Consider the following 25,480-nt stretch of genomic DNA (forward strand, 5'->3'; position numbering starts at 1 on the left):
CCCCGCGCTGCGGTCACGAGTGATCCGCGGCGTAGTGAAAAGTCGGGAAAAAGAAAACCGCATCTGCGATGCCGGAGCAGACACGCTACTGGCGTGGGGGTTTAAGAACCAGATGTTCGGAAGATTAGTCTTTCGAATCGCGTCGCCACGTATGCGGCAGAATGGACGCAAGATTGACTGCGATGCGACAACGGACGCACCGCAATCGAGGCAAGAATGGCGTTCGCTCAGTCGAGGGGCTTATACGCAATGACGTCCATCTCGACTTTCACGTCGACCATCATCGGCGATTGCACGGTCGAGCGCGCCGGCGGATGATCGATGAAGTGCTTTTCGAAGACGGAGTTGAAGCTCGAGAAATCACGAGCATCATCCAGCCACACATTGACCTTTACCACATGCTCGAGCGTGCAGTCGGCAAGAGCAAGAACATCCTTGATATTGGCGATGACCTGCTCGGTCTGTACGACGACATTGCCGGTGACGATTTCACCGTTGATCGTCGGAACCTGGCCCGAGACATAGACGAAATCTCCTGCCCTGACGGCCTTTGCGAAGGGGCGACGCTGGCCGCCAGCCTGGTTGTCGGCGACATCGAAACGGATCAGCTTGTTCTTGCTCATGATATGTTTGGTCTCTCTCTGTTGTCGAAAGCCGCATCGCTATCGCTTCCTTCGTGAAGAAGCTCAATCGCCCGACTCCCCTGGCGCCTTCATTAGCCGCGGCCAGGACGTCACGCCAGATCGTTTCGCGCCATCGGGCGGGCAGTTTCGAACTATCCAAAGGCAGCTTAGCCAAACCAAGAACTTTATCATTTTCAAAAATTACTGCTATTTCAATTAGTTATAATGATAAATTCCACTCCGCGCCGCCTGTAAGGCTGCTGTCAGCTGAACTGGACATGCTCATCTCAGGAAAGCGGCGCTGCTGCGTCGATGTTGAAGTGGATGAAGGCATGAACGACACAGGGCTGGTCGCTGCTTTGCTGAAAATATTCTTGATCAATCTGGACCGCGCGGATGATCGTTTGGCTGCAATGCGAGCAAGGCTCGGGCAAATCGGTCTTCAGTTCGAACGCGTGCCGGCAGTCGACGGCGGCTCTATCGATTTTCCCACGCCGGAATTCAGCGAATTCGCGTTTCGTTTCATGCACGGGCGTCGGCGCAATCCGGGAGAGGTCGGCTGCTACCTGAGCCATGTGGAATGTGCCCGGCGGCTACTTGCCTCGCCAAGCGAATTCGCTCTTGTCCTTGAGGACGATCTCGAATTCCCGCCCGATATCATCGACATTCTCGACGCTGCGCTCAGGCGGGCAGAGCAGTGGGATATCCTGCGCCTGTCGACCGTCAGCTGCGGCAGGAAGTTCGATGTCTTCAGACTCACCGAAAACCGCAACCTGGCGATCGCGCTGACCCGGGAAAAGGGATCGGGTGCCTACATCATCAATCGGCGGGCCGCCCGATGGTTCGCCGAAAAACTTCTGCCGATGCGTCTACCGTTCGATCTGGCCTTCGATCTTGAATTCTTCCAGGGTCTCAATTCGGCTTTCGTGACGCCAGTTCCCATCAATCAGCAACTCGGGCTGCCATCGCAGATCCAAGGCGAATCGCAGCGGCGACGCTACCATCGATCTCGAGCGCATTATCTGACCGTGATGCCCTATCGGGCCTTCGTCGAAGCGAGCCGGCTTTTCTTTCGGCTATGGCGATTGACGAACCTCCGCTTGCAGGACCGCGCCTCAGCCATGCGAGACACGCGCAACAAGACGGACGCAGGCGTTCTCAACTTGCTCAATATCACGCGGATCGGCGACCCACGGTGAAATCCGCCAACCACCGCCGTCATCGAGTTTCACCCCATGTCCATCACCTAGCAGGCAGGTCTCGCGTCCTTTTGTCGTGCTTGGCATGATTGCCTTTTCGTCCCCGACCCTGATAAGACAAAGGCACATTTCGTCATATGATTGGTTGACGTTCAGGAGGAGTCGTCATGGCAGAACTCGCGCAATCGCTTGCGTCCATTCGCATTCCCGATCTTGCCGGCAAGAGAGTATTGATCACAGGTGCTTCGACCGGCATCGGCGCTGCCGTGGCACGCGCCTTTGCCGCACAGGGCATGAAGATCGGCCTGCACTTCAATGCGAGCCGCGAGCCGGCGGAAAAGCTGGCGGATGAAATCAAGGCCAGTGGTGGGACAGTCCATCTCATCCAGGGCGACGTCTCGCAGGATGGAGAGACCGAACGCGTGGTGAAGGACGCAGCCGAAGCTTTGGGTGGCCTCGACGGCCTGGTCAACAATGCCGGCGGCATGCTCGGGCGGCTTCCGACCGCCGATATGACGGATGCGCATTACGAGCGGGTGATGAACCTCAACGCCCGTTCCGTGCTTGCGGCGACCCGTGCCGCTCATCCTCATCTCAAGAAGCAAGGCGGCTTCGTCATCAACACGACCTCAATCGCCGCTCGTAACGGCGGCGGCAACGGCGCGATCCTCTATGCAGCTTCCAAGGGGTTCGTCTCCACCATCACCCACGGCCATGCCAAGGAATTCGTCAACGACAAGATCCGCGTCAATGGGGTCGCGCCCGGCGTCATCGCAACGCCGTTCCACGAACGCTATACCAACGACGAGCAGATGGAGTTGCAGCGCAAGACGATCCCCATGGGCTTTGTCGGCACGTCGGAAGATTGTGTCGGCGCCTACCTATTCCTCGCCTCGCCGACGCTGTCCGGCTACATCACCGGCCAGATCATCGAGGTCAATGGCGGCCAGCTCATGCCGTAAGATCGGCTGACGATCGACTTTATGCACCGGGCAATGCTAGTCTTGTCCGGTGCGACGCCTTTCGCGTCGCAAAAATGGAGCGCATGCAAGATGGCAAAGACGCCCATTCAGAATGACATCGAAACATCGGTGGAACTGACGCATCCAGAACGGATCTACTGGCCCGAGGACCAGATCAGCAAGCAAGACCTTCTTGATTATTATGCCTTGGTCTGGCGGCGTATGGCACCTTTCGTCGTCAACCGTCCCTTAGCTCTGCTGCGCTGCCCGGATGGTATCGATGGACCACGCTTCTTCCAGAAACATGCCTGGAAGGGGATCAATCCACATATCGAGGAAATCGCCGATCCCGAGGATAAGGACACCGCGAAATTCCTGAAGATCAGGGATTTCGACGGTCTTGCCGCCCTCGTCCAGTCGGCGGCGCTTGAAATACATCCCTGGGGCACGACGACGGATCATTGGGAAAAGCCCGATATGATCATCATGGATCTCGACCCTGGCGAAGACGTTGCCTGGGGCAAGGTCGTGATCGCTGCGAAAGAGATAAGGGAGCGTTTCTCCATCTTGGGCCTAAACTCCTTCGTCAAGACTTCCGGCGGCAAGGGATTGCATGTGGTCGCATCCGTCAAGTCGCAGGCGACCTGGCCTCATATCAAGGATGCGGCCGAAGCGATCGCCCATGCCATGAGCGCCGATAGCCCAGAGGCATATTTGTCGGTTGCCAGCAAGGCAAAGCGGACAGGCCACATCTTCCTCGATTACCTGCGCAACGGCCGGGGCAACACCGCCGTGGCGCCCTATTCGACGCGCGCAAGAAAGGGTGCTGCGGTTTCGATGCCGGTCGGTTGGGAGGAACTGGATGGCAAGATCGGGCCGGCATCCGTCACCGTCGGGAATGCGGCATCGCGCCTTGGCCAATCGAGTGGCGATCCCTGGGAGGATTTTTTCAAGGCCGCGTCGCCGCTCAAGATCTGACACTATACCAGAAACGGGATCAGTGCCGGCGTGCTGGCCTTATAGTCGGCGTAGGCCGAGCCGAAGGTTTCATTCATCCAGCTTTCTTCGATTTGCACGCGCCGCAGCACGGCATAGAGCACCGCGATGATCGCAAGGACGGCTGCAATGTCACCGCGCGCAATTGCCGAGCCGATGATGGCCAGCATCAGGCCGGAATAGATCGGGTGCCGCACGAGCGCATAGGGACCGGAGCGAATAAGCGCGTGATCCTCCTTGAGCGTAATCACTCCACTCCAGTTTCGGCCGATGTGATAGCGAGCCCAGACCGCGAAGAGGAGACCGAGGAACGTCAGGGCCGCACCGATCGCATAGGAGGTCAGGTCTTGCGGGATGAGGCGATACCGCAAAGGGCCTAGCCATGACGGATTGACCGCAAGCAGGAGAGCGCCGATCCAAATCGGCACGGTATTGCCGAGTCGCGACAGCGGATCCTCCTGACGCACGCTCTTCTTGACGCCGAATGATGCGAAAAGCCAGATCAGCAACCAGACGATCCAGCATGCGGGAATGAATTGATAGATGAGCATCGCTCACGCCATATCTCTATCCAGTTCCGGATAGTGCCGGAAAATGCCGTTCTCATTGAAGGGAATACGGCGATCGGACTGAAGATAGCGAGCAATGTTGGGCCGTTTCATGACAGCCTTATGCAGTGCAGTCAGATGCGGATATCGGCGATCCAGATGTGCCGTCGCACGGGGGAAAGCATAGCGCAGTCCCTCGTAGACCTGGAACAGCGAGAGATCGACATAGGTCAATTCGCCGCCGAAAATATGGCTTGACCCGTCAGGGTTCTGCTCCAGCACTTTCTCGAAATAGCCGAGGAACTTGGGAATGCGGTTTTCGATGAATTCTGCAGCGCGCGCTTTGGCCTCTTGCTTCTGATCCTCGTAATATTTCGACGTCGCGATCGGGTGATGGGTATCATGTACCTCGGCGACGAGATCGGTGATCGTCAACTGCAGGCCGTTCAACACGTGCCGCTTTCCCTCGTCTCTCGGCGCCAGACCGAGCTTCGGCCCAAGATACATCAGGATATTCGCCACATGCGGGATAATCAGATCCCCGTCCTTCAGAAACGGTGGGGCAAATGGGAGGCCGAGCTCAGATTTACTATCCATGATGGCGAACATGGCGGGCATCCCCTGCCCCTTGCTTGCCGGGCCGCGACAAACATCGGCATAGTCTGCGCCGGCCTCCTCCAGCGCCAGCCGGACGAATTCGCCGCGCCCCTGGATGCCATCCCAATAATAGAGCTCGTAGGCCATTCGATTTTCCCTCCCCGGAACTGAGAGCAATCAGCCGTGATGATCGCCGCAAGTCTGCAATTTAGCGTCGACTGCGCAGAAAATAAGAGGCGATCGACGATTACAGGCCGAGGCACGTGCGCCAGAAACGATATGAACTTCATCGCAACGACACGACGAATCTCGACGATCACGTCTAGTTCTCGCCAGTAACCTAGGAATGTGCGTTGTGCTCGTGGCGCTTACGCGTCGCAGCGGCCTTCTTTGCAGAGGCAGAGCGCTCCGCAGCAGATCGGTTTGCAGCGGCGCGTCCGCCGATCCTGCCACCCTTTTCAGACGATTCGTGATTTTCGGAATGGCCGCGACCGGAGCCGGATTTCTTGCCGCCACCGCTTTCCTTGTTCACGGTCGCCCAGGCACGCCGCTCCGCCTCCGCGTGGGAAACGCCGCGGTCTTCATAGCTCTCCTCGATATGCTCCGCCTTGCGCTTCTGCTTGTCCGTATAGGCCGATTTGTCTCCTCGAGGCATGATCTTTCTCCTTGCTGGAAAGAAAGACCAACCCGTCGTCAAGGAAAAGGTTCCGAGATTTGGCCAGGCGTATTGCGATGGACCGAGAGCACCCAGAAGCGGCGGCCATGCGGCGTCGTGGCGCGTTGCTTGGCCGATGGCGGGAAAAAGACGCCGACCGAACGATCGATGATCAGAATGAGGATCAAGGCCGTCAGAAGGTAGAGCGCGGCAAGCACGAGGAGAGATATCATCGTATCGCCCCCAAGCTGTCGGTACAACGCAAAGGACAGCGCGTTGTGACCATCTCCGTAACAGTCATTTCCAGATCATCGATATAGCTGCGACACATTGCTGGACTCCCTTCGCAATCCGTAGCACCGATGTGTGACAACTATTTCGCGGATGAGAGCCAAATCACCGAAATTATTGCGAATATTCCGCCGGCTGCTGTCTCGAAAAAGAGAGACGGCCCGATGTTGCCATCGAGCCGCTCTCATCTCCGCCACACCCCTGAAACCGACGTATCCTACGCCTTTGCGGCTGCAGTCTTCTTCAATACCTTCTTTGCCGGCTTGGCCAACTTTTCCTCGGCAATAGCCGCCGCCGCGACTGCCGTCTTGCGCTTCGCCTTGGGCTTGACGTCGATCGTACCGCCGTTTGCCGCCGTTTTCTCAAGCGCGATGCGCTCGCTGCTCGCCTGCGCCCAGTGCTCGAAGTCGCGTCCGGAAGGATGGCCTTCCTCTTCCCATATGGCGTATGCGCGTTTCTTGATCCATTCGTCCCGAGATTCCAACATCTGCTGTTCTCCGTTCGCATCATTGAACAAGGTTTTGATGAACGACGCCCGTTCTTGAAACGCGGGCTTTCACGCCTCCCCCGAGCAGCCAAGACGCTATGGCTAGCGTTCTTTGGTCTCGACTCTCGAACCGCAGTGGCGCTTCAAACAAGAAACAGAAGTTACCGTGGGGGACGGTAGCGAAGCAGCCGAAGCACCCTAAGTATGATGCTGGTCAGAACAGGGTTCAATTAAAAATATCTAATAAGGTGAGGTTTCGCACCGCTATTGATGACATCTTGACGATCGCAGGCCTACTCATTGCAGCTTTTGCGGGCAAGGATATACTTGCGTCATGATCGACCTCGTGGCTGCCCATTGGGGCCAAATTCTCGCCGTCCTGTCCGTCGTGATGGGGGCCGCTGCTGCAATCCATGCAGCTATGACCAAAGAGGATGTCCGCGCGGCTACCGGCTGGGTCGGTGTCGTCATCCTGTCGCCCATCATCGGTGCCTTGCTCTATGCCGTCGCCGGCATCAATCGCATCCGCCGGGCCTCTCTCAGCTCGCAGCGCGAGGCGCTCTTTCGCACGGATGCGAATGGCGAGCCCTCCAGCTTCGACGCCGATGATGCTGAGGTGCGGCGGCGGTTCGGTGATCGCTTCGGTTCGATGAAGACGCTCGGCGATCGTGTCGTCCGCTACACGATGAGCACCGGCAACACGATCGAGATGCTGACGAGCGGCGACGTCGCCTATGCCGCGATGAAGGCCGCAATCGACGGCGCCGAACGCAGCATCCTGATGGAGACCTACATCTTCGATCGCGACCCCATCGGTCTTCGCATCGCCGATTCCCTGATTGCCGCGACCAAACGCGGCGTCAGCGTCCGCGTATTGATCGATGCCGTCGGCGCCCGCTATTCCGTGCCGAGCATCATGGGCTATCTGAGCGAGGGGGGCGTGCAGGTCGACGTCTTCAATGGCAACGTCATCATCGGCCTCCGGCTGCCCTATGCCAACCTGCGCACCCACCGTAAGATCCTCAGCATCGACGGGCGAGTTGCCTTTACCGGCGGCATGAATATCCGCCAGGGGTTCACACGCGAATTCGCCCACGAGCATAGCGCCCGCGACATGCATTTCTGCGTGACAGGCCCCGCCGTTGCCGATCTCTTCAATACGGCGGCCGAGGATTGGCGCTTTACAACGGGTGAAGTCCTGAATGGCGAGGAATGGCGAATTGCCGCGCCCTCCAACGAGCCCGGAGCGCCCGTCTTCATGCGGGTCGTCGCCTCCGGCCCGGATCGCAGCGTCGAGACCAATCACAAGATGCTGATCGGCGCGCTTTCGGTGGCGCACAAATCCATCCGCATCATGTCGCCCTATTTTCTGCCGGATCGAGAACTGATCAGTGCACTGGTGACGGCAGCGCGGCGCGGTGTCGAGGTCGATATCATCGTGCCGACGGCCAACAATCTCGTGCTCGTCGACCGCGCCATGACGGCACAATTCGATCAGATGCTGAAGAACTATTGCCGTATCTGGCGCGCCGAAGGCGCCTTCAACCATTCCAAGCTTTTAGCCATCGACGGTATCTGGGCCTATGTCGGCTCGTCCAATCTCGATCCACGCTCCCTGCGGCTCAATTTCGAGGTGGATCTTGAAGTCCTCGATCGCGGCTTTGCCGGCACGATCGATGCGCATATCGGCACAATCCTCGAAACGGCGCATCCGGTCGATCTCGAAAAGCTTCGGGCACGCCCTTTCATCGTAAGGCTTATCGAGAAGGTTCTTTGGCTAGGCTCACCCTATCTCTGACGGTCGCACTGCCATACAATCTGCCTTTGTCGCAGCCTTTTTACATGACAAGGCAAACCATCGGTTCTTATACTCTTACCCATGTGCCCGACATGGTCTGATCAAGGAACGGTCGACGGATAGATGCGAAAGAAGAAAGAAAGTCTCCGTGCGAGCATTCTGGAAAGTCTGAAGAACCGAAAGAAATCGCGCCCCAAACCGGCCGGCGGCAAGCCGGACCGCCCTGAAGGCACATTGATCGCCTCCTACAATGTCCATAAATGCGTCGGCGCCGACCGCCGCTTCGATCCCGAAAGAACAAGCCGCGTCATCCATGAAATCGATGCCGATGTCATCGGCCTGCAGGAAGCCGATACGCGTTTTGGAGAACGTACCGGCATCCTCGATCTGCGCCGGCTCGAACGCGAGACGGGTCTTATCCCGGTGCCGATCGCCGGCGTTACCAAGGCGCATGGCTGGCACGGCAATGTCGTGCTTTTCAAGCAGGGCACGGTTCGCGATGTGCATCAGATCAACCTGCCCGGGCTGGAGCCGCGCGGCGCCTTGATTGCCGAACTGGAATTGGCGAGCGGCGGCAGCCTCAGGATCATTGCCGCACATCTCGGCCTGTTGCATCGCTCGCGTGCGCAGCAGACGCGCCTGATCGTCGACCTGATGAACGACGGCAGCGAGACGCCCACCATCCTTCTCGGCGATCTCAATGAGTGGCGTCTGGGCGACCGCTCGTCCCTCAATACCTTTCAGAACGCCTTTGGACCATTGCCTCCCGCTGTTCCGAGCTTCCCCTCGACGCTGCCGCTTCTGGCGCTCGATCGCATCATGGCAAACCGTCGCGGCATGATCTCAGCTGTCGAGGTGCATGACTCGCCGCTGGCGCGCGTGGCATCGGATCACCTGCCCATCAAGGCCGTGGTCAGCCTGGAAGCGCTCGAGGTCGACGCCCGGATGCATTCACAGACTGCCTAGACATTATCGACATCCTTCATGTTGATCCCACCGATATATGTGATGACGGGCGAAGGACCATCTTATAGTCTGCCCGCCGAAATGACCGATCCGGGAGACAATCATGCTGAAAACTCTGTTGCTGACCGGCGCCGCCGGCGGCGTTGGCCAGGCAATCCGGCCGCTTCTGTCGCAGATCGCCGAGAATGTCGTATTGTCCGACCTCGCGCCGATAAGCGACCTGCGCCCGAACGAGCGTTTCGTCGCCTGCGATCTCGCCGACCGCAGCGGCGTCGACGCGATGGTGAAAGGTGTGGACGGCATCATCCATCTTGGCGGGATCTCAGTGGAAAAGCCCTTCGATCTGATCATGCAGGGCAATATCCTCGGCCTCTATAATCTCTATGAAGCCGCTCGCGCCGCCGGCAAGCCGCGCATCGTCTTTGCAAGCTCCAATCATACAATCGGCTTTTATCGCCGGGATGAGCGGATCGACAACAAGGTGCCGACCCGACCGGACTCGCTCTATGGCGTGTCAAAGGTGTTCGGCGAGGCGGTCGCCAGCCTCTACTTCGACAAGTTCGGCCAGGAAACGCTTTCAGTGCGCATAGGCTCGTGCTTTCCCGAGCCGCGCAATACGCGCATGCTCGCCACATGGTTCAGCGTCCGGGATTTTCTCTCCCTTTGCGGCTGCGCTTTCGACGCGCCCAGGCTGGGGCACACGATCGTCTATGGCGCCTCCGACAATGACGAGCAGTGGTGGGACAACAGCAATGCCGCTTTCCTCGGCTGGAAGCCACGCGACAGTGCCGCTCCATGGCGAGCGGAAATCCTGTCAAGAACGCCGCCGGAAGATCCCAACGATCCGGCCGTCATCTTCCAAGGGAGCGGTTTCGCCTCGTCCGGCCATCCCGAGGACTGATCGTCAGACGCCGTTGCGGAACAGCTTCCAACGGGTCGGCCTGAAGGCGATGCGATTGCGATCCAGCGCATCGGCCTTGTTCGGCGGCAACTCGATCTCGATGCCCTCATGCTCGGGACCGATATCAATCTCAAGATGGCGAGTGCCCGCGACGCGGCGGCTGGCGACAAGCAGCCCAGCAATCGCGCCGGAATCGCCATCGCTCAGTTCGATGTCATGCGGACGGAAATACAGGTGAGCCTCGCCGTCCGGTTCGTGCGGCGTGCTGAGCCCCAGCGGTTTGTCGTCGAACCAGATTTCGCCGCTGGTGATGCGCACCTTGACGCGATTTGACTGGCCGATGAACCCATAGACGAAAGGCGAATTCGGCGTATCGTAGATTTCGTCCGGCGTGCCGACCTGTTCGATGGCGCCCTTGTTGAGCACGACGACGCGGTCGGCAAGCTCAAGCGCCTCTTCCTGATCGTGGGTCACGAAAACAGTCGTGTGGCCGGTTCGATCATGGATCTCCCGCAACCATTTGCGCAAGTCCTTGCGCACCTGCGCGTCGAGCGCGCCGAAGGGCTCGTCGAGAAGCAGGACATTCGGCTCCACCGCCATGGCGCGCGCCAGCGCGACGCGCTGCCGCTGACCACCGGAAAGCTGCGTCGGATAACGCTTCTCCAAGCCCTTCAGTTGCACAAGCTCCAGCAATTCCATGGCACGCCGGCGAATTTCATCGCGTGGCGGACGACGCGATGCCGAGCGGACCTTGAGGCCGAAGGAGATATTGTCGAGCACCGTCATGTGCCGGAACAGCGCGTAGTGCTGAAACACGAAGCCGATATTGCGCTGCTGCACGGTCTTCAGCGAAGCATCATCCTCACCGAAGAAAATCTTGCCTTCCGTCGGCGTTTCCAACCCGGCGATCAGACGCAGCAGCGTCGTCTTGCCGGAGCCGGAAGGGCCGAGAAGCGCAATCAGTTCGCTCGAGCGGATGTCCAGGGAAACATCGTGCAGAGCGGGAAATCGACCGAATTCCTTGCGCAGATTTTGAACGCGAACTTCCATCAAGAATTCCTTCAGTGACGCCGGCTGGCTGCGATCTCTTCGCTATAGCGCATTTCCAGCAACGTCTTCAGTATCAGTGTGATCAGAGCAAGCAGAGCCAGTAACGTGGCAACGGCAAAAGCCCCGGAGAAATTATATTCGTTATAGAGAATCTCGACCTGCAAAGGCATCGTGTTGGTTTCGCCGCGGATGTGGCCCGAGACGACCGAGACGGCGCCGAACTCGCCCATAGCACGGGCATTGCAAAGCAGCACGCCGTAGAGCAGACCCCATTTGATGTTCGGTAGTGTGACATACCAGAAGGTCTGCCAGCCATTGGCCCCGAGCGAAAGCGCCGCCTCCTCGTCCGCACTGCCCTGCTCCTGCATCAGCGGGATCAGTTCGCGCGCAACGAAGGGAAAGGTGACAAACATCGTCGCCAGCACAAGGCCCGGAACCGCAAACAGGATCTGAATGCCGTTGCTCTGCAGCCAGGGGCCAAGCGCGCTGTTCGAACTGAACAGCAGCACGAAGACCAGACCGGAGATGACCGGGGACACCGAGAACGGCAGATCGATCAGCGTCGTCAGGAACGCCTTGCCCTTGAATTCGAACTTGGCGATCGCCCATGCGGCAGCGACGCCGCAGACGAGGTTAAGTGGCACGCTGATGCCGGCAACGATCAATGTGAGCCGGATGGCCGCGAAAGTCTCTTCGTCAACGAGGGCTTCGAAGAAGGTCTCGATCCCCTTGCGGAAAGCCTCCACGAAAACGGCCGCGAGCGGCAGAAGTACCATCAGCGTCAGGAAGACCAGCGAGATCGAGATGAAAATAATACGGGCAAATCGGCTTTCGGTGATGACCGAATGACCCGTATCCGCTGCGGCAGAAAGATCATGCGCCATAGCCATATCTCCTTCTGCTCCAAGACTGGATGAGGTTTATGATCAAAAGCATAGTGAAGGAAATGAACAGCATCACCGTCGCGATCGCCGTTGCCGCGGAATAATTATACTCCTCCAGACGAATGACGATGAGCAGCGGCGCGATTTCCGAAACATAAGGCTTGTTGCCGGCAATGAAGATGACCGATCCGTATTCGCCGGCCGCACGCGCGAATGCCAGCGCAAACCCTGTCAGGGCTGCAGGAGCAAGGCCTGGCAAGAGCACACGGGTAATCGTCTGGAAGCGCGACGCTCCAAGCGTCGCCGCCGCCTCCTCGACCTCGCGGTCGATCTCCTCCATGACGGGCTGTGCGGTGCGCACCACAAAAGGCAAGCCGACGAAGATCAGCGCGATGACGATGCCGACCGGCGTAAAGGCGATCTTGATACCGAGCGGCGTCAGGAACTGCCCGATCCAGCCATTCGGCGCATAGAGCGTCGTCAGCGCAATGCCGGCCACCGCTGTCGGCAGGGCGAACGGCAGATCGACCATCGCATCGAGGATGCGCTTACCCGGAAAGCGGTATCGCACCAGGACCCAGGCAAGAATGAGCCCGAGCACGGCATTGACCAGCGCCGCGATAAAGGCGCCGCCAAAACTCATGCGCAGCGCATAAAGCGTGCGCACATCAAGCGCGAGAGCCCAGAATTTCTCCCAGCCGAGAGCGCTGCTTTTCCACAGCAGTCCCGACAGCGGAATGAGAACAATGAAGATGAGCCAAGCCAAGGTAACGCCGAGCGCCAATCCGAATCCCGGAATGACGCTCGGCTGCCGTAACCGCCACCGTTTGCGGGTTATAGAATGCATTCAGTCTTATTGCCCCGGCTTGTAAACCTGATCGAAGATGCCGCCATCGTTAAAAAACTTCGGCTGAGCTTGAGACCAACCGCCGAAATCGTCAATGGTTGCGAGCTTCAAGGTCGGAAAGCGGGCGATATCCTTGGGGTCAGCCACTTCCGGCTTGATCGGCCGGTAGTAATGCTTGGCCGCAATCTTCTGGCCTTCATCCGAGTAGAGATAGTTCAGATAGGCTTCCGCGACCTTGCGCGTGCCCTTGGTGTCGACATTGCCGTCGACGACGGCGACCGGCGGATCGGCACGGATCGAGAAGGACGGGGTCACGACTTCGAATTTATCGGGACCAAGCTCGTCGAGCGAGAGATAGGCCTCGTTTTCCCAGGCGAGCAGAACGTCGCCGAGACCACGCTGAACGAAGGTCGTCGTTGCGCCGCGCGCACCGGTGTCGAGAACCGGCACATGCTTCAGAAGCTGGGTGAGATATTCCTGTGCCTTGGCATCGTCGCCGCCATTGGCCTGCTTGGCCCAGGCCCATGCGGCCAGAATGTTCCAGCGGGCGCCCCCGGAGGTCTTCGGGTTCGGCGTGACCACCTCAACGCCGTCTTTGATGAGATCCGGCCAGTCCTTGATGCCCTTGGGATTGCCCTTGCGCACGAGAAAGACGATGGTCGAGGTGTATGGAACGGAATTATTCGGGAACTTTGTCTTCCAGTCGGCCGGGATCTTGTGCGTTGCCTTGGCGATCGCGTCGATATCGCCTTCGAGCGCCAGCGTCACCACATCGGCATCGAGACCGTCGATGACCGAGCGGGCTTGCGCGCCGGAGCCGCCATGCGAAGCCTTGATATTGATGGTTTCGCCCGTGTCCTTCTTCCACTTGGCGGCAAAAGCCGTGTTGAAGTCCTTGTAGAGTTCACGGGTCGGATCGTAGGAAACATTGAGAAGCGTCTTGTCCGCCGCCCAGGTCGGCGCGATGGCCGCAATCGAGAAACTACCGATCAGAACTGCGGCGGCGAGAAGCCGAGAAAGCTTTATCGTCTGCATGGATGCACCCCCTTCGTTTGTCCTTAAACCCTATCAACTTGGTCGTATAAAGTAACGAAGACAGTTCCCGTTTTAGGCAACCACGGAGAACAGCATCCCATAGAATCGGGAAAAGTGAAATCACATTCCCGAATGACTATCAGGGCGCGATGGGCGATATCGTCAGAGAATGGTGTCGGAGAGGAATACGGAATAGAGTTCGTCGGCAGTCTTTGCCTGCCGCATCGCCGTCAGGACACCTTCTGTCCGCAAGCGCCTGGCGATCGCGGCGAGTACGTTCAGATAGTCGCTGCGGCCAGCCTCACCGAAGAGCAGGACGAACGCCCATTCCGTCGGCACGTCATCGATAGCCTCGAAATCAACGGCATGGGCAAAATGCACCATCAACCCCCTCGGCCGCGTCATGCCGACAATGGCTGCATGTGGAACGGCAACACCGTTGCCGATCCCGGTCGTGCCCAGCTTTTCGCGTGTCTCCAGTGCCCGCAGCACCATTGTCTCATCCAGGCCGAAGCAACTGGCCGCCTTCGACGACAATATCTGCAGCGCACGCCACTTGGTCGGAGCAGAGACGCCGACAAAAACATGTTCGGGAAGAATGATGGTGGAAAGGTCCATGGTCGCACTCAAGGTCGGGCAATAAATTCTGAAATGACATTCATCGCCGTAAGATCGAGGCCAAATCGCCTCGATAATCGGCTCTGGTTCCCGGCCGCCTCAATCCGGCTCCCGCAGTCGGTAGCCGACACCTGTCTCGGTCGTGATATATTGAGGCTGATCAGGCACCTCTTCGATCTTCTGCCTGAGCTGGCGGACATAGACACGCAGATACTGCACATCGGCCGCCGGCCCCCAAATCTGTTTCAACAGGAACTGGTGCGTCAGCACCTTGCCGGCATGCTGGGCAAGCACGCGCAGGATGTCGTATTCCTTGGGCGACAGCTTGATCTCCTTGCCATCGACCTTGACGATGCGCTTGACGAGATCGATGGACAGACCGCCGGTCTGGAAGATTGCCTTCTCGCCCTGCTGCTGCAGGCGATGGCGTAGCGCCACGCGGATGCGCGCCGCAAGCTCGTTGACGCCGAAGGGCTTGGTCACATAGTCGTCGGCACCGCTTTCGAGCGCCTTGACGATACCCGCCTCGTCGGTGCGACTGGACAGGATGACAACGGGGATCTGAATTCCATCCTCACGCCATTCCAGGAGCAGATCCTGCCCCGATTTGTCCGGCAGACCGAGATCGAGCACGATCAGGTCGGGCTGGTCCTCGTCGACCGATGCCTGAGCCGATGCGGCGTTCTGCGCCTCGTTGACGACATAGCCTTGGGCACCCAGGCCAACGCGCAGCAGCTTACGGATCGGTGGCTCATCATCGACGACGAGGATCTTGACGGCAGTGGTGTTCATTTCAGCTCATCCAGCTTCGGGACATCGGTTGGTTTCGGCAGGCGGATGGTGAAGACGGCCCCCTGCCGATCCGTTCTGTTGCCGGCAGCAATCGTGCCGCCCATCGCTTCGATGAAACCGCGGCAGATGGAAAGGCCAAGGCCGGTGCCGGCGCGCACCTGATCACCCTTGCGCACGCGATAGAACGTATCGAAGACGCGTTCGAGGTCGGCAGGCGGAATGCCCAGCCCTTCATCCATGACCCTGAAGACGATATTGTCGATATCAGCCCAGGCTTCGAGGCGGATCGCCGATCCTTCCGGCGCGTATTTGGCGGCATTGTCGAGCAGGTTGAACAGCACCTGTTCGAACAGCACCGGATCGACCTTCACCATCGGCAGATCGATGGGCATCTGCACGTCGACGCGATGATGGATCAGGATCTTCGCAGCGCGCCGCAATGCGCTGCCGACAATATCGCCGGCATAATGCAGGGCATAGTTCGGCTCCATCGCACCGGACTCGATCTTGGTCATATCGAGCAGGTTGGCGATGAAGCGGTTGAGGCGCTCGGATTCATCGATGACAGTCGACAGGAGATCGACGCGATCTTCGTGCGGCAGCGTCTCCAGATAGTCGCGCAGCGTTCCAGCCGCGCCGAGAATGGCCGCAAGCGGCGTTTTCAAATCATGCGAAATGGACGTTAGCAGTGCGGAGCGTAGCCGATCGGCCTCAACGGCCAGCTTGGCGCGGTCCACATCCGCAACCAGTTGCACGCGCTCGATCGCAAGTGCGGCCTGATCCGCAAGGGCATCGAGCAGCCGCTGCTGCTCCGGCGTCAGAAGCGGACCGTCGCGACGGTCGCTGTCGAGACCGATGACGCCGACGGCGGTACGGCCGGTGCGCAGGGGAACATAAAGACGCTTGGCGCCGGGTAGCGTGTCTGCGCCACGGCCGGCGGCATGATTATGCTCCCACGCCCAGCGCGCCGCCGCGATATCGGCATCATCGAGCGTATCGTCAGGGGGATAGCCGGCCTTGACCGCGATCGTGCCGTGCTCCGGCAGAAGCAGCACGACCCGCAGCTTCAGCATCGAGGCCAATTGAAAGGCGGTTGCCCACAGCACATCGTCGAGCGTGCCGGTGCCGGCAAGTTTCTTCGAAAAGAGATAGAGGTCTTCCGTCGTTCGCGCGCGCTGCCTTGCCGCTGCCGCCTGCCGCTGCACCGTCGCCGTCAGGTTACTCGCAATGACCGCGACGCCGAGGAAGAAGAAGAACGCGAGCACGCTTTCCGGATCGCTGATCGTCAGCGTGTAGCGTGGCGGCAGGAAAAAGAAATTGAAGGCGAGCGCACCAAGAATGCAGGAATAAAGCGCCGGGCGCAGGCCCTGCGTTACCGCGCTGGCCAGCACAGCCATCAGGAAGACCAGGGCGAGGTTTCGCACATCCAGCACCTGATCGAGGATGACGCAGAAACCGAGCGCAATGGCGACATAGAGCGTTGCCAGAACATAGCCACGCAGCTGGAAGGGAGGCGGCGAAGGCGCCACCTTGACGCCACGCCTTGCAGCCTCGCCATCCGCATCGCTGCCGGAAATGACATGGACGCTAATATCCCCGGCCCTGCGGATAAGATCATAGGAAACGGAACGGCGGGACCAATCGCGCCAGGAGCCGATTTTTGGCGAACCGATGACGATATGGGTGACATTGTTGCTGGCAGAATGGCGAAGCAGCTCCTCTGCCACTTCGCGACCGGGAAGGGTAATGGCTTCGCCACCAAGCTGTTCGGCAAGCCGGAGCGTTGCGGCAATCGTGTCGCGCTGCGCCTCAGTCAGGCTAATCGAGCGGTTGGTCTCGACATAGACGGCAGCCCAGGGCGCGCGCAGGCGCGATGCCATGCGCGCGGCATAGCGGACAAGCGCGGCCGAACGCGGGTGATGATCGATGGAAACGAGCACACGTTCACCGGCAGCCCAGGGCCCCTGGATCGCGTGCGCCTGCATATGGGTCAGGAGCTGATCGTCGACGCGCTGCGCCGTGCGCCGCAGCGCCAGCTCGCGCAGCGCGGTCAGATTGCCAGGCGTGAAATAGTTGGTGAGCGCCCGCTCAGCCGTCTTCGAGACATAGACCTTGCCGTCATGCAGCCGCTTGATGAGATCGTCTGGCGTGAGATCGATGATTTCGACATCGTCGGCGAGATCGATGATCGAATCCGGCACCGTCTCGCGCACGCGGATGCGGGTAATCTGCGAGACGACGTCATTCAGGCTTTCGACATGCTGGATATTCAGCGTCGTGTAGACGTCGATCCCGCGTTCGAGCAGCTCCTTGACATCGAGATAGCGTTTGGGATGCCGGCTGCCATGCGCATTGGTATGGGCAAGTTCGTCGACAAGCACCAGTTCGGGGCGGCGTTTCAGAATGGCATCGAGATCCATCTCCTCAAGCGCCCTGCCCTTATAGTCGACATTGACGCGCGGAACGATCTCGAACCCGTCGAGCAGGGCCTGCGTCTCGCGGCGGCCGTGGGTCTCAACGACGCCGACCACGACATCGACGCCGTCGGCGATCTTCGCCCTGCCGGACATCAGCATCTCATAGGTCTTGCCGACGCCTGGCGCCGCACCCAGAAAGATCTTCAATCGCCCGCGTGTCTCGGCCCGCGCTTTTTCGAGAAGCGCATCGGGGGAAGGCCTGCTCAACATGTCGCGGCTTTCATCTGCCATTCGCGGGTCGTCTTTCCTGATAAGGTTGAGACGGCGCTAACCGTCTCAACCCCTTCAACTCATTGAGTCATAGAAGCATCGAGCGCCTGGTTCAATGCCAGCACATTGACGACAGGCTCGCCAAGAACGCCAAGCTCCCGCGGCTCGATGGCTGCGTCGACGAGCGACTTGACCTTGGCCTCGTCCATGTTGCGGGCCTTGGCGACGCGCGGCACCTGGAAATAGGCATCGTCAGGCGAGATGTGCGGATCAAGACCGCTGCCGGATGTCGTCACCATATCGATCGGAACCGGCGTGTTGGGATTCTGCGCCTGCAGTGTTGCGGCATCGCCCTTGATGCGTGTCATCAGGCTCGAATTCGTCGGACCGAGATTGGAACCGCCGGAATTGGCCGCATTGTAGGGTGCGGAAACCGACTTGGTCGGGTCATTCGGGTCTGCGCCGGTCGTAGCAGACGGGCGGCCGTGGAAATACTTATCCGCCGTGAAATTCTGACCGATAAGGCTCGAGCCGATCACCTTGCCGTCCTTCTCCACCAGGCTGCCATTAGCCTGATGGGGAAAGAGCGCTTGGGCAACGCCCGTCATGGCAAGGGGATAGGCAAGACCGGTCAGGACGGTCGTGGCGACGATCATGACGATGGCGGGTCTGATTTGTTTCAACATGAGAGAAACTCCTTAGGCGAGGCCGATGGCGGTGATCGCCATGTCGATGGCCTTGATGCCGATGAAGGGGACGATGATGCCGCCGAGGCCGTAGATCAAAAGGTTGCGGCTGAGCAGCGCGCCTGCGCCGATCGGGCGATAGCGGACCCCCTTCAACGATAGCGGGATCAGTGCGACGATGATGAGCGCATTGAAGATGATAGCCGAGAGGATGGCGCTTTGCGGCGTTGCCAGCCCCATGATGTTCAGCATCTTCAGCTGCGGATAGAAGGCGATGAACATCGCCGGGATGATGGCGAAATACTTGGCGATATCGTTGGCGATGGAGAAGGTCGTCAGGGCGCCGCGGGTCATCAGCAGCTGCTTGCCGATTTCGACGATCTCGATGAGCTTCGTCGGGTCGCTGTCGAGATCGACCATGTTGCCGGCCTCGCGGGCCGCGACCGTACCGGTGTTCATGGCAACGCCGACATCGGCCTGGGCGAGTGCGGGCGCGTCGTTCGTGCCGTCGCCGCACATGGCGACGAGCTTGCCCTTGGACTGCTCCTCGCGCATCAACGCCAGTTTCATCTCCGGGGTCGCCTGGGCAAGGAAGTCGTCGACGCCGGCTTCCGCGGCAATGGCTGCTGCCGTCAGCGGGTTGTCGCCCGTGATCATGACGGTGCGGATGCCCATGCGGCGCAACTCTGCGAAACGCTCGCGGATGCCACCCTTGACAATATCCTTGAGATGGATGACGCCGAGCAGCCGGCCATCGCGGGCAACGGCAAGCGGCGTGCCGCCAGCCTTGGCTATCTCGTCGGCGATCACCTGCAGTTCGCGCAGTGTTTCGCTCGACGTACGGGAGATGACGGCGGTACCCTCATGGCTGCCATTGGCAGCACCTTCGACATAGGAGAGGACGGCATCGACGGCACCCTTGCGGATCGACGAACCTTCGAGGTCGACGCCGCTCATGCGGGTCTGCGCAGTGAAGGGAACAAAGGTCGCCTTCAGGCTCGTCATGTCACGGCCGCGGATCGCATATTTTTCCTTGGCGAGCACGACGATCGAGCGTCCCTCAGGTGTTTCGTCGGCAAGCGAGGCAAGCTGTGCGGCATCGGCGAGATCCTGTTCGCTGATACCCCGGACGGGGCGGAACGCGGTCGCCTGGCGGTTGCCGAGCGTGATCGTCCCGGTCTTGTCGAGGAGCAGCGTATCGACGTCGCCGGCGGCCTCGACGGCGCGGCCGGACATGGCAAGCACGTTGAAGCGCACCAGGCGGTCCATGCCGGCAATACCGATTGCCGAAAGCAGAGCGCCGATTGTGGTCGGGATCAGCGTCACGAAGAGCGCAACGAGCACGACCGTCTGGATCGAGCCGCCAGCATAGGCGGCAAAGCTCGGGATGGTGACGGTCGCGAGCACGAAGATCAGCGTCATGCCGGCCAGCAGAATGTTCAGCGCGATTTCGTTCGGCGTCTTCTGCCGCTCGGCACCTTCCACCAGTGCAATCATGCGGTCGATGAAGGTCGAGCCGGCGGCGGCCGTGATGCGCACGCGAATTTCATCCGACAGAACCTGCGTACCGCCTGTTACGGCCGAGCGATCGCCGCCCGATTCACGGATGACGGGTGCGGATTCGCCGGTGATCGCGGCTTCGTTGACGGAGGCTACACCTTCGATAACTTCGCCGTCCGAGGGGATGATGTCGCCAGCTTCGACCAGCACGATGTCGCCGACCTTGAGGCTGGTGCCAGGCACCATCTTGTAGTCGGTGCGGCTGTTGCCGACGAGCAGCTTCGCCTGGGTTTCGGTGCGCGACTTGCGCAGCGAATCCGCCTGTGCCTTGCCGCGGCCTTCGGCGACAGCCTCCGCGAAGTTGGCAAACAATACCGTGAACCACAGCCAGATATTGATCTGTAGCGAGAAGGCAAGATTGCCGCCGCCGGTGACGAGGTCGCGCAGGAAGAGAACGGTCGTCAGCATCGAAACGACGGCGACCACGAACATGACGGGGTTCTTGGCGAGCGTGCGCGGGTTCAACTTCTTGAACGAAGCGCCGATCGCCGGAACGAGAATGCGAGAATCCAGAATACTCGCTGATTTTAACTGGCTCATAAGAGGCTCCAGCGTGAAGAGGAAAACGTCAGATCGGAACGCAGCCGATCAGCCGATTAAAAATCCGAAGACGACAAGACCGAGAAACAGGGCAACCATCGCCAGCAAAATGGCGTCGGAAGCGCAGGTTATTCCGGCCGGGCCACGCCCCCTATCGAAGGGGCGTGGATCAATGACTTTTCTAAGTTTGCCTAGAAGCGGTTGGCTCATGGCCCTCATCCCTTAAAAGGTCTGGCCCGCAATCATCGACAGATGTTCGACGATCGGTCCAAGCGCCAGCGCCGGGAAGAAAGTCAGGCCACCGACGATCAGGATCGTACCGACGAGCAGGCCGACGAAGAGCGGGCCATCCGTCGGAAAGGTACCAGCCGAGGCAGGAACAGTCTTCTTGCTGATCAGCGAGCCGGCAATCGCAAGGGCCGGAACGATGACCAGGAAGCGGCCGATCAGCATGACGATACCGAGCGTGGTATTATACCAGGGGGTGTTGCCGGTCAGGCCGCCGAAGGCCGAGCCGTTGTTTGCCGCGGCCGAGCTGTAGGCATAGAGGATTTCCGAGAAGCCGTGCGGGCCTGCATTGGCGATCGAGGCGACGGCGGAGGGCAATACCACGGATATTGCCGTGAAGATCAGCATGCCGGCAGGCAGGCAAAGCACGGCAAGCATTGCCATCTTTACTTCCTTGGCTTCGATCTTCTTACCGAGATATTCCGGCGTGCGCCCGACCATAAGGCCTGCAACGAAGATGGCAATGATGACGAACATCAAGATGCCATAGAAGCCGGCGCCGACGCCGCCGACGATGACTTCGCCGAGCTGCAGGTTGATGAGAGGGATCAGGCCGCCGATCGCGGTGAAACTGTCGAGCATGCCGTTGACCGCACCGCACGATGCCGCCGTGGTGATGACTGCGAAGAGCGAGGAGGCAGCAATGCCGAAGCGGACTTCCTTGCCTTCCATATTGCCGCCCTGGATGCCGAGCGCATGAACAAGCGGATTGCCTGCCGCTTCAGCCCAATAGGTGACGATCACGCCGGCGATAAACAGCGTACCCATCGCAGCCAGGATCGCCCAGCCCTGCCGCTGGCTGCCGACCATGCGGCCGAAGACGTTGGTGAGCGCCGCGCCGACGGCGAAGATCGACAGCATCTGAATAAGGTTGGAGATCGCGTCCGGGTTTTCGAATGGATGCGCCGAGTTGGCATTGAAGAAGCCGCCGCCATTCGTGCCGAGCATCTTGATGGCAAGCTGCGAAGCAACGGGACCGACCGCGATCGTCTGCTGCGCACCTTCGAGCGTCGTTGCGTTGACATAGGGACCGAGCGTCTGCGGTACGCCGAGATAGACGAAAGCAATCGTCAGTACGATGCAGATCGGTAGCAGCACGTAAAGCGTCGCGCGGATCATATCGACCCAGAAGTTGCCGATCGCCTTGCCAGAGGCACGTGCGAAGGCACGAATCAACGCAATGGCGATGGCGATACCGGTTGCCGCGGAAACGAAGTTCTGCACCGTCAGGCCGGCCATCTGTACCAGGTAGGACATCGTGCTTTCGCCACCATAGTTCTGCCAGTTGGTATTGGTGACGAAGCTCGTTGCCGTGTTGAAGGACAGTTCCGGGCCGACTGCGGTCATGCCAGCCGGATTATACGGCAAGCTGCCTTGCAGTCGCTGCAGCGCGTAAAGAACCAGGAAACCGGCAAGGCTGAACAGCAGCATGGAGACCGAATAGGTCGTCCAGTGCTGCTCTTCGCGCTCATCCGTGCCGGCCAAACGATAAAGCCCCCGTTCCACAGGACGGAGGACGAAGGAGAGGAAGGTGCGCTCGCCGGTAAAGACACGTGTCATGTAACCGCCGAGCGGTTTGACGAGCAGGAGAAGGATCCCGATGTAAATAAGGATCTGAAGCCATCCGTTGAGGGTCATGGAAGTAACTTTCCCTATCCAGCGCTGTTAGAAGCGCTCGGGGCGAATGAGAGCATAGACCAGGTAGACGGTGAGAAAGATCGTCACGCCGCCACCGAGAATGTAATCGAGAAGCATTGCCGTCTCTCCGACTAGAGGCTGTCGCAGGCCTTGGTATAGGCGACGCAAAGGAGGAAGAATAAAACGCCGATCCCGACAAGAAGAATGTCCATCATCGATCGCGATTCCTTGATTGTTATTGTTGAATGCAGAAATGATGGAGAGCACCATTATTCAGAGCGCCTCTTTTTCCTGCCGACCAGGAAGATCACTTGGGGTTATCTTCCACACACAATATGCGACCGAACCGCATTAAGGTTCGAGACGGCGGAGAAGTGGAAGATATAAAAATCTTATAAATGCCGATGCGGGTGATGACTGCCTGCGAGTATGCTCATATGCCTGCCTGCATTGCCGAATTCGCTTGAAGCATCAGGCCTATCTCATGGATATGCGGCTTCTATTTCATTGAATTTCCTGGACTACCCGCACAAATTCCAGGCTGCTCCAGCGATATAAGCCACTCTCCATGATTGCATCATATCATATGCGACAAATCTAATATAGATAGGATTGACATGGCGGAATATTAAGACCGCATGTATGGCGCTTGATGCAGCATCCCGGCGGTGATTTAGTCCGGGGATGAGTTGGCCTGTACTCCGACGGCCTCACTCCCGACCATTCGACCGCAAGCCAAAGAAACGCGAGCAAGTGACGACCAGCATCAGACATATCGCCAAACTCGCAGGAACATCGGTCTCGTCAGTCTCGCGCGTGCTGAACAACAGCGGCTATGCTTCTCCAGAACTCCGGGAGCGCGTGGAAGCGGCCATCCGTACGCTCAACTATACCCCGAGCAAAGGTGCGCGCATGCTGCGCGGCGCGCCGAGCCGGATGGTCGGGCTGATGCTGCCGTCGATCGACGTGCCCTTCTTCGGCATCCTTGCCCATGCAATCGAGCAGGAATTGTTCCAGCGCGGCTATCAGACCTTGATCTGCAGCACCGCCGAAAACATCGATCACGAGGCGCGCTACATTTCCATGTTGCTGTCGCAACGCGTCGATGGCGTCATCGTCGCAAGCGCCTTCGGCAGCACGGAGCATTTCGAGGCCCTGCGCGAAGCCCATATCCCGATCGTCGCGATCGATCGCGAGCTTCCCGGAGTAGCGGACGATGCCGTCATGGCCGACCATGAGGAAGGCGGGCGGATGATGGCCCGCCACCTGATCGAACTCGGTCATCGAAAAATCGGCATTGTCGGCGCCCCTGCCCACAGTCAACCGGTCCAGCTTCGGCTTCGTGGCATTAAAGAGGAGATGGCTGAGCACGATATTACCCCCGCTGCCATATCCATGGCCGAGGAGCATAGTTTCGCCGCCGCCTATCCGCTTGCAAGGCAATTGGTCGCTTCCCGACCAGAAATGACTGGCATCATCGGTACGACCGATATATCGGCGATTGCCACAATCCATGCCGTTCAGGATCACGGCTTTTCCGTGCCGCGCGACTATTCGGTGATCGGGTTCGACGATCTGCCGGAGGCGGCATATGTCTTTCCGCGACTGACGACAATCGCCCAACCGATCCGTGGAGTCGGCGAGCAGGCAGTCCGGCGACTAGAGGCCCTGATCGATGAACAGCAGGCCGATCGAGACGCCGGAGAAGAGAAGACCATCATCAAAGTATCCGTCACTTTGATCCAGCGCGACTCCACCGGCCCCGTCCGCAAGTGAATGGATAGGGTCTGGAGGCGACGTTCACGGCCGAACGATGACCTTGATCTCCCCAGTTGATGGTGCGCTGCCGACGACGTCCGCAACGTCCTCAAGGCCGATCGTCTTCGTGACAAGCGAATCCAGCTCCAGAATCCCGCTTGCCACCATGGCGGCGGCGCGGGCATGAGTGAAGGGATTGAGATAGGCTGGCCTGATCTCGACCTCGTTGACGAGCAGATCGAATGGCGGCACGGGCACTTCCTGACCGGCCGGCGTTACGCCGAACAATATGAAAGCGCCGCCGCGCCGCGCCATCCGTACGCCGGTCTGAAGCGTTTCAGGAACGCCGGCGCATTCTATGACGACATCCACGCCACCGCCGGTCGCGTCCTTGACGGCGGCGACCGCATCGCTCGCCGTCGGATCGAGGGCCTGTGTCGCACCGAGCCGCAACGCCGCTTCGCGCCGCGACAGCTGCCTCGTGATCAGGATGATCTGGTCCGCGCCTGCGAGGCGGGCCAGTTGCACCATGAGCAGGCCGATGACACCGCCGCCCAATATGGCGACGCTGTCGCCTGGGCGGATCTTCGCCTTGTCGATGGCATGGATGCAGCAGGCCAGCGGCTCGCAAAATGCACCATGAACGGGATCGAGATCGGGAGGCAGCGTAAACGCCTGGCCGCAGGGAACCGCGACATACTCAGCAAAGCCGCCATCCCGCGTCACGCCGATAGCCTTCAGGTTGGCGCATAGGTTGGGCCGCCCACGCCGGCAGGCAGAGCATGTGCCGCAAGCGATATTCGGGTCTACCGTAACGAGTTCTCCGCCGACAAACGACGAGACGCTCTCACCCACTTCTTCGACAAGACCGCAGAATTCATGACCCAGGGTGACCGGGATAGCCGTCGGGTATTCCCCCTTGTACATGTGCCGGTCGGAGCCGCAGATGCCTGCGGCCAGAACTCTGACGACCACTTCTCCCGGCCCGGCATTCGGCTTCTCGACCATGCGCATGGCCATATCGCCGATTGCTTCCAAACGGATTGCCCTCATTTGCCTCCTCCGAGCATAAGG

26 protein-coding genes are annotated in these 25,480 nt (G+C 59.5%); 7 read left to right on the plus strand and 19 right to left on the minus strand.

Annotated elements, in window-relative coordinates; translation table 11 throughout:
- Positions 1-227 precede the first annotated feature (227 nt).
- Positions 228-623 carry a RidA family protein gene (locus AC13Q5_RS26585; RefSeq protein ID WP_075853160.1) on the minus strand — a complete coding sequence of 132 codons (396 nt, stop codon included), beginning with the start codon at positions 621-623 and terminating at the stop codon, positions 228-230.
- Between the two features lie 53 nt (positions 624-676).
- Here AC13Q5_RS26585 and AC13Q5_RS26590 point away from each other — a divergent pair, with 53 nt between their 5' ends.
- The 3 genes from AC13Q5_RS26590 to ligD all read left to right on the plus strand — a co-directional run bounded on the left by AC13Q5_RS26590 (position 677) and on the right by ligD (position 3,762).
- Entirely contained in the window at positions 677-1,822 is a 1,146-nt protein-coding gene (locus tag AC13Q5_RS26590) for a glycosyltransferase family 25 protein (RefSeq protein ID WP_488503735.1), read from the plus strand.
- Between the two features lie 167 nt (positions 1,823-1,989).
- Positions 1,990-2,784: an SDR family NAD(P)-dependent oxidoreductase gene (locus AC13Q5_RS26595; RefSeq protein ID WP_457891747.1), complete on the plus strand. Its 795-nt coding sequence runs from the start codon at positions 1,990-1,992 to the stop codon at positions 2,782-2,784.
- Positions 2,785-2,874: 90 nt separating this feature from the next.
- Positions 2,875-3,762: a non-homologous end-joining DNA ligase gene (gene ligD, locus AC13Q5_RS26600; protein WP_488503736.1), complete on the plus strand. Its 888-nt coding sequence runs from the start codon at positions 2,875-2,877 to the stop codon at positions 3,760-3,762.
- Between the two features lie 2 nt (positions 3,763-3,764).
- Here ligD and AC13Q5_RS26605 read toward each other — a convergent pair whose 3' ends face one another.
- The 5 genes from AC13Q5_RS26605 to AC13Q5_RS26625 all read right to left on the minus strand — a co-directional run bounded on the left by AC13Q5_RS26605 (position 3,765) and on the right by AC13Q5_RS26625 (position 6,358).
- Positions 3,765-4,331 (minus strand): methyltransferase family protein, encoded by a 567-nt coding sequence (locus tag AC13Q5_RS26605; protein ID WP_075853156.1) that lies wholly within the window; start codon positions 4,329-4,331, stop codon positions 3,765-3,767.
- A 3-nt stretch (positions 4,332-4,334) separates the two neighbouring features.
- The gene (locus AC13Q5_RS26610) at positions 4,335-5,072 is read right to left on the minus strand and encodes a glutathione S-transferase (RefSeq protein ID WP_488503737.1); all 738 of its coding nucleotides are present in this window, start codon (positions 5,070-5,072) and stop codon (positions 4,335-4,337) included.
- A gap of 193 nt (positions 5,073-5,265) precedes the next feature.
- The gene (locus tag AC13Q5_RS26615; protein ID WP_488503738.1) at positions 5,266-5,580 is read right to left on the minus strand and encodes a plasmid stabilization protein; all 315 of its coding nucleotides are present in this window, start codon (positions 5,578-5,580) and stop codon (positions 5,266-5,268) included.
- 38 nt (positions 5,581-5,618) lie between these two features.
- Positions 5,619-5,813, minus strand: coding sequence for a hypothetical protein (locus AC13Q5_RS26620; RefSeq protein ID WP_488503739.1), 195 nt, complete (start codon positions 5,811-5,813; stop codon positions 5,619-5,621).
- Positions 5,814-6,088: 275 nt separating this feature from the next.
- Positions 6,089-6,358: a DUF2934 domain-containing protein gene (locus tag AC13Q5_RS26625; RefSeq protein ID WP_075853152.1), complete on the minus strand. Its 270-nt coding sequence runs from the start codon at positions 6,356-6,358 to the stop codon at positions 6,089-6,091.
- Between the two features lie 334 nt (positions 6,359-6,692).
- On the opposite strand from AC13Q5_RS26625, the gene AC13Q5_RS26630 reads away from it, so the two are divergent.
- The 3 genes from AC13Q5_RS26630 to AC13Q5_RS26640 all read left to right on the plus strand — a co-directional run bounded on the left by AC13Q5_RS26630 (position 6,693) and on the right by AC13Q5_RS26640 (position 10,023).
- Positions 6,693-8,156, plus strand: a complete 1,464-nt coding sequence (locus AC13Q5_RS26630; protein ID WP_075853150.1) for a phospholipase D-like domain-containing protein — start codon at positions 6,693-6,695, stop codon at positions 8,154-8,156.
- Positions 8,157-8,279: 123 nt separating this feature from the next.
- A complete protein-coding gene (locus AC13Q5_RS26635) occupies positions 8,280-9,122 on the plus strand; it encodes an endonuclease/exonuclease/phosphatase family protein (protein WP_488503740.1) in 843 nt (280 codons plus the stop codon).
- Positions 9,123-9,225: 103 nt separating this feature from the next.
- On the plus strand, positions 9,226-10,023 hold the full coding sequence (locus AC13Q5_RS26640) for an NAD-dependent epimerase/dehydratase family protein (protein ID WP_488503741.1): 798 nt from the start codon (positions 9,226-9,228) through the stop codon (positions 10,021-10,023).
- 3 nt (positions 10,024-10,026) lie between these two features.
- Here the strand turns inward: AC13Q5_RS26640 and AC13Q5_RS26645 are convergent, their stop codons facing one another.
- The 12 genes from AC13Q5_RS26645 to kdpF all read right to left on the minus strand — a co-directional run bounded on the left by AC13Q5_RS26645 (position 10,027) and on the right by kdpF (position 22,765).
- Positions 10,027-11,073 carry a sulfate/molybdate ABC transporter ATP-binding protein gene (locus AC13Q5_RS26645; protein WP_075853147.1) on the minus strand — a complete coding sequence of 349 codons (1,047 nt, stop codon included), beginning with the start codon at positions 11,071-11,073 and terminating at the stop codon, positions 10,027-10,029.
- 11 nt (positions 11,074-11,084) lie between these two features.
- Complete coding sequence (cysW, locus tag AC13Q5_RS26650; RefSeq protein ID WP_075853146.1) at positions 11,085-11,957, minus strand: sulfate ABC transporter permease subunit CysW; 873 nt, start codon at positions 11,955-11,957, stop codon at positions 11,085-11,087.
- Complete coding sequence (cysT, locus tag AC13Q5_RS26655) at positions 11,947-12,804, minus strand: sulfate ABC transporter permease subunit CysT (protein WP_075853145.1); 858 nt, start codon at positions 12,802-12,804, stop codon at positions 11,947-11,949. The genes cysW and cysT overlap by 11 nt, the downstream gene beginning before the upstream one ends.
- 6 nt (positions 12,805-12,810) lie before the next feature.
- The gene (locus AC13Q5_RS26660) at positions 12,811-13,839 is read right to left on the minus strand and encodes a sulfate ABC transporter substrate-binding protein (RefSeq protein ID WP_488503742.1); all 1,029 of its coding nucleotides are present in this window, start codon (positions 13,837-13,839) and stop codon (positions 12,811-12,813) included.
- A gap of 162 nt (positions 13,840-14,001) precedes the next feature.
- Entirely contained in the window at positions 14,002-14,457 is a 456-nt protein-coding gene (locus tag AC13Q5_RS26665; RefSeq protein ID WP_488503743.1) for a PTS sugar transporter subunit IIA, read from the minus strand.
- 99 nt (positions 14,458-14,556) lie between these two features.
- The gene (locus tag AC13Q5_RS26670; protein ID WP_488503744.1) at positions 14,557-15,249 is read right to left on the minus strand and encodes a response regulator; all 693 of its coding nucleotides are present in this window, start codon (positions 15,247-15,249) and stop codon (positions 14,557-14,559) included.
- On the minus strand, positions 15,246-17,957 hold the full coding sequence (locus AC13Q5_RS26675; protein WP_075853141.1) for a sensor histidine kinase: 2,712 nt from the start codon (positions 17,955-17,957) through the stop codon (positions 15,246-15,248). The genes AC13Q5_RS26670 and AC13Q5_RS26675 overlap by 4 nt, the downstream gene beginning before the upstream one ends.
- A gap of 59 nt (positions 17,958-18,016) precedes the next feature.
- Complete coding sequence (locus tag AC13Q5_RS26680) at positions 18,017-18,622, minus strand: K(+)-transporting ATPase subunit C (RefSeq protein ID WP_075853140.1); 606 nt, start codon at positions 18,620-18,622, stop codon at positions 18,017-18,019.
- A gap of 12 nt (positions 18,623-18,634) precedes the next feature.
- On the minus strand, positions 18,635-20,722 hold the full coding sequence (gene kdpB / locus AC13Q5_RS26685; RefSeq protein WP_075853139.1) for a potassium-transporting ATPase subunit KdpB: 2,088 nt from the start codon (positions 20,720-20,722) through the stop codon (positions 18,635-18,637).
- A gap of 48 nt (positions 20,723-20,770) precedes the next feature.
- Positions 20,771-20,932 carry a hypothetical protein gene (locus AC13Q5_RS26690; RefSeq protein WP_159444778.1) on the minus strand — a complete coding sequence of 54 codons (162 nt, stop codon included), beginning with the start codon at positions 20,930-20,932 and terminating at the stop codon, positions 20,771-20,773.
- Positions 20,933-20,944: 12 nt separating this feature from the next.
- On the minus strand, positions 20,945-22,648 hold the full coding sequence (gene kdpA / locus AC13Q5_RS26695) for a potassium-transporting ATPase subunit KdpA (RefSeq protein WP_488503745.1): 1,704 nt from the start codon (positions 22,646-22,648) through the stop codon (positions 20,945-20,947).
- Positions 22,649-22,675: 27 nt separating this feature from the next.
- A complete protein-coding gene (gene kdpF / locus AC13Q5_RS26700) occupies positions 22,676-22,765 on the minus strand; it encodes a K(+)-transporting ATPase subunit F (RefSeq protein ID WP_041678183.1) in 90 nt (29 codons plus the stop codon).
- Between the two features lie 636 nt (positions 22,766-23,401).
- Between kdpF and AC13Q5_RS26705 the strand changes: the two genes are divergently transcribed.
- A complete protein-coding gene (locus AC13Q5_RS26705) occupies positions 23,402-24,424 on the plus strand; it encodes a LacI family DNA-binding transcriptional regulator (RefSeq protein ID WP_488503746.1) in 1,023 nt (340 codons plus the stop codon).
- A 24-nt stretch (positions 24,425-24,448) separates the two neighbouring features.
- Here the strand turns inward: AC13Q5_RS26705 and AC13Q5_RS26710 are convergent, their stop codons facing one another.
- Positions 24,449-25,459, minus strand: coding sequence for a zinc-dependent alcohol dehydrogenase family protein (locus AC13Q5_RS26710; protein ID WP_488503747.1), 1,011 nt, complete (start codon positions 25,457-25,459; stop codon positions 24,449-24,451).
- Between the last annotated feature and the right edge of the window lie 21 nt (positions 25,460-25,480).

The organism is Martinezella sp. CNPSo 3964, from assembly GCF_057784375.1.

What these genes read in the sequence shown, in the direction of transcription:
- AC13Q5_RS26585 (WP_075853160.1), bottom strand. Translation starts at nt 623, where the DNA reads ATGAGCAAGAACAAGCTGATCCGTTTCGATGTCGCCGACAACCAGGCT.
- AC13Q5_RS26595 (WP_457891747.1), top strand. Translation starts at nt 1,990, where the DNA reads ATGGCAGAACTCGCGCAATCGCTTGCGTCCATTCGCATTCCCGATCTT.
- ligD (WP_488503736.1), top strand. Translation starts at nt 2,875, where the DNA reads ATGGCAAAGACGCCCATTCAGAATGACATCGAAACATCGGTGGAACTG.
- AC13Q5_RS26605 (WP_075853156.1), bottom strand. Translation starts at nt 4,331, where the DNA reads ATGCTCATCTATCAATTCATTCCCGCATGCTGGATCGTCTGGTTGCTG.
- AC13Q5_RS26610 (WP_488503737.1), bottom strand. Translation starts at nt 5,072, where the DNA reads ATGGCCTACGAGCTCTATTATTGGGATGGCATCCAGGGGCGCGGCGAA.
- AC13Q5_RS26615 (WP_488503738.1), bottom strand. Translation starts at nt 5,580, where the DNA reads ATGCCTCGAGGAGACAAATCGGCCTATACGGACAAGCAGAAGCGCAAG.
- AC13Q5_RS26620 (WP_488503739.1), bottom strand. Translation starts at nt 5,813, where the DNA reads ATGATATCTCTCCTCGTGCTTGCCGCGCTCTACCTTCTGACGGCCTTG.
- AC13Q5_RS26625 (WP_075853152.1), bottom strand. Translation starts at nt 6,358, where the DNA reads ATGTTGGAATCTCGGGACGAATGGATCAAGAAACGCGCATACGCCATA.
- AC13Q5_RS26630 (WP_075853150.1), top strand. Translation starts at nt 6,693, where the DNA reads ATGATCGACCTCGTGGCTGCCCATTGGGGCCAAATTCTCGCCGTCCTG.
- AC13Q5_RS26635 (WP_488503740.1), top strand. Translation starts at nt 8,280, where the DNA reads ATGCGAAAGAAGAAAGAAAGTCTCCGTGCGAGCATTCTGGAAAGTCTG.
- AC13Q5_RS26640 (WP_488503741.1), top strand. Translation starts at nt 9,226, where the DNA reads ATGCTGAAAACTCTGTTGCTGACCGGCGCCGCCGGCGGCGTTGGCCAG.
- AC13Q5_RS26645 (WP_075853147.1), bottom strand. Translation starts at nt 11,073, where the DNA reads ATGGAAGTTCGCGTTCAAAATCTGCGCAAGGAATTCGGTCGATTTCCC.
- cysW (WP_075853146.1), bottom strand. Translation starts at nt 11,957, where the DNA reads ATGGCGCATGATCTTTCTGCCGCAGCGGATACGGGTCATTCGGTCATC.
- cysT (WP_075853145.1), bottom strand. Translation starts at nt 12,804, where the DNA reads ATGCATTCTATAACCCGCAAACGGTGGCGGTTACGGCAGCCGAGCGTC.
- AC13Q5_RS26660 (WP_488503742.1), bottom strand. Translation starts at nt 13,839, where the DNA reads ATGCAGACGATAAAGCTTTCTCGGCTTCTCGCCGCCGCAGTTCTGATC.
- AC13Q5_RS26665 (WP_488503743.1), bottom strand. Translation starts at nt 14,457, where the DNA reads ATGGACCTTTCCACCATCATTCTTCCCGAACATGTTTTTGTCGGCGTC.
- AC13Q5_RS26670 (WP_488503744.1), bottom strand. Translation starts at nt 15,249, where the DNA reads ATGAACACCACTGCCGTCAAGATCCTCGTCGTCGATGATGAGCCACCG.
- AC13Q5_RS26675 (WP_075853141.1), bottom strand. Translation starts at nt 17,957, where the DNA reads ATGGCAGATGAAAGCCGCGACATGTTGAGCAGGCCTTCCCCCGATGCG.
- AC13Q5_RS26680 (WP_075853140.1), bottom strand. Translation starts at nt 18,622, where the DNA reads ATGTTGAAACAAATCAGACCCGCCATCGTCATGATCGTCGCCACGACC.
- kdpB (WP_075853139.1), bottom strand. Translation starts at nt 20,722, where the DNA reads ATGAGCCAGTTAAAATCAGCGAGTATTCTGGATTCTCGCATTCTCGTT.
- AC13Q5_RS26690 (WP_159444778.1), bottom strand. Translation starts at nt 20,932, where the DNA reads ATGAGCCAACCGCTTCTAGGCAAACTTAGAAAAGTCATTGATCCACGC.
- kdpA (WP_488503745.1), bottom strand. Translation starts at nt 22,648, where the DNA reads ATGACCCTCAACGGATGGCTTCAGATCCTTATTTACATCGGGATCCTT.
- kdpF (WP_041678183.1), bottom strand. Translation starts at nt 22,765, where the DNA reads ATGCTTCTCGATTACATTCTCGGTGGCGGCGTGACGATCTTTCTCACC.
- AC13Q5_RS26710 (WP_488503747.1), bottom strand. Translation starts at nt 25,459, where the DNA reads ATGAGGGCAATCCGTTTGGAAGCAATCGGCGATATGGCCATGCGCATG.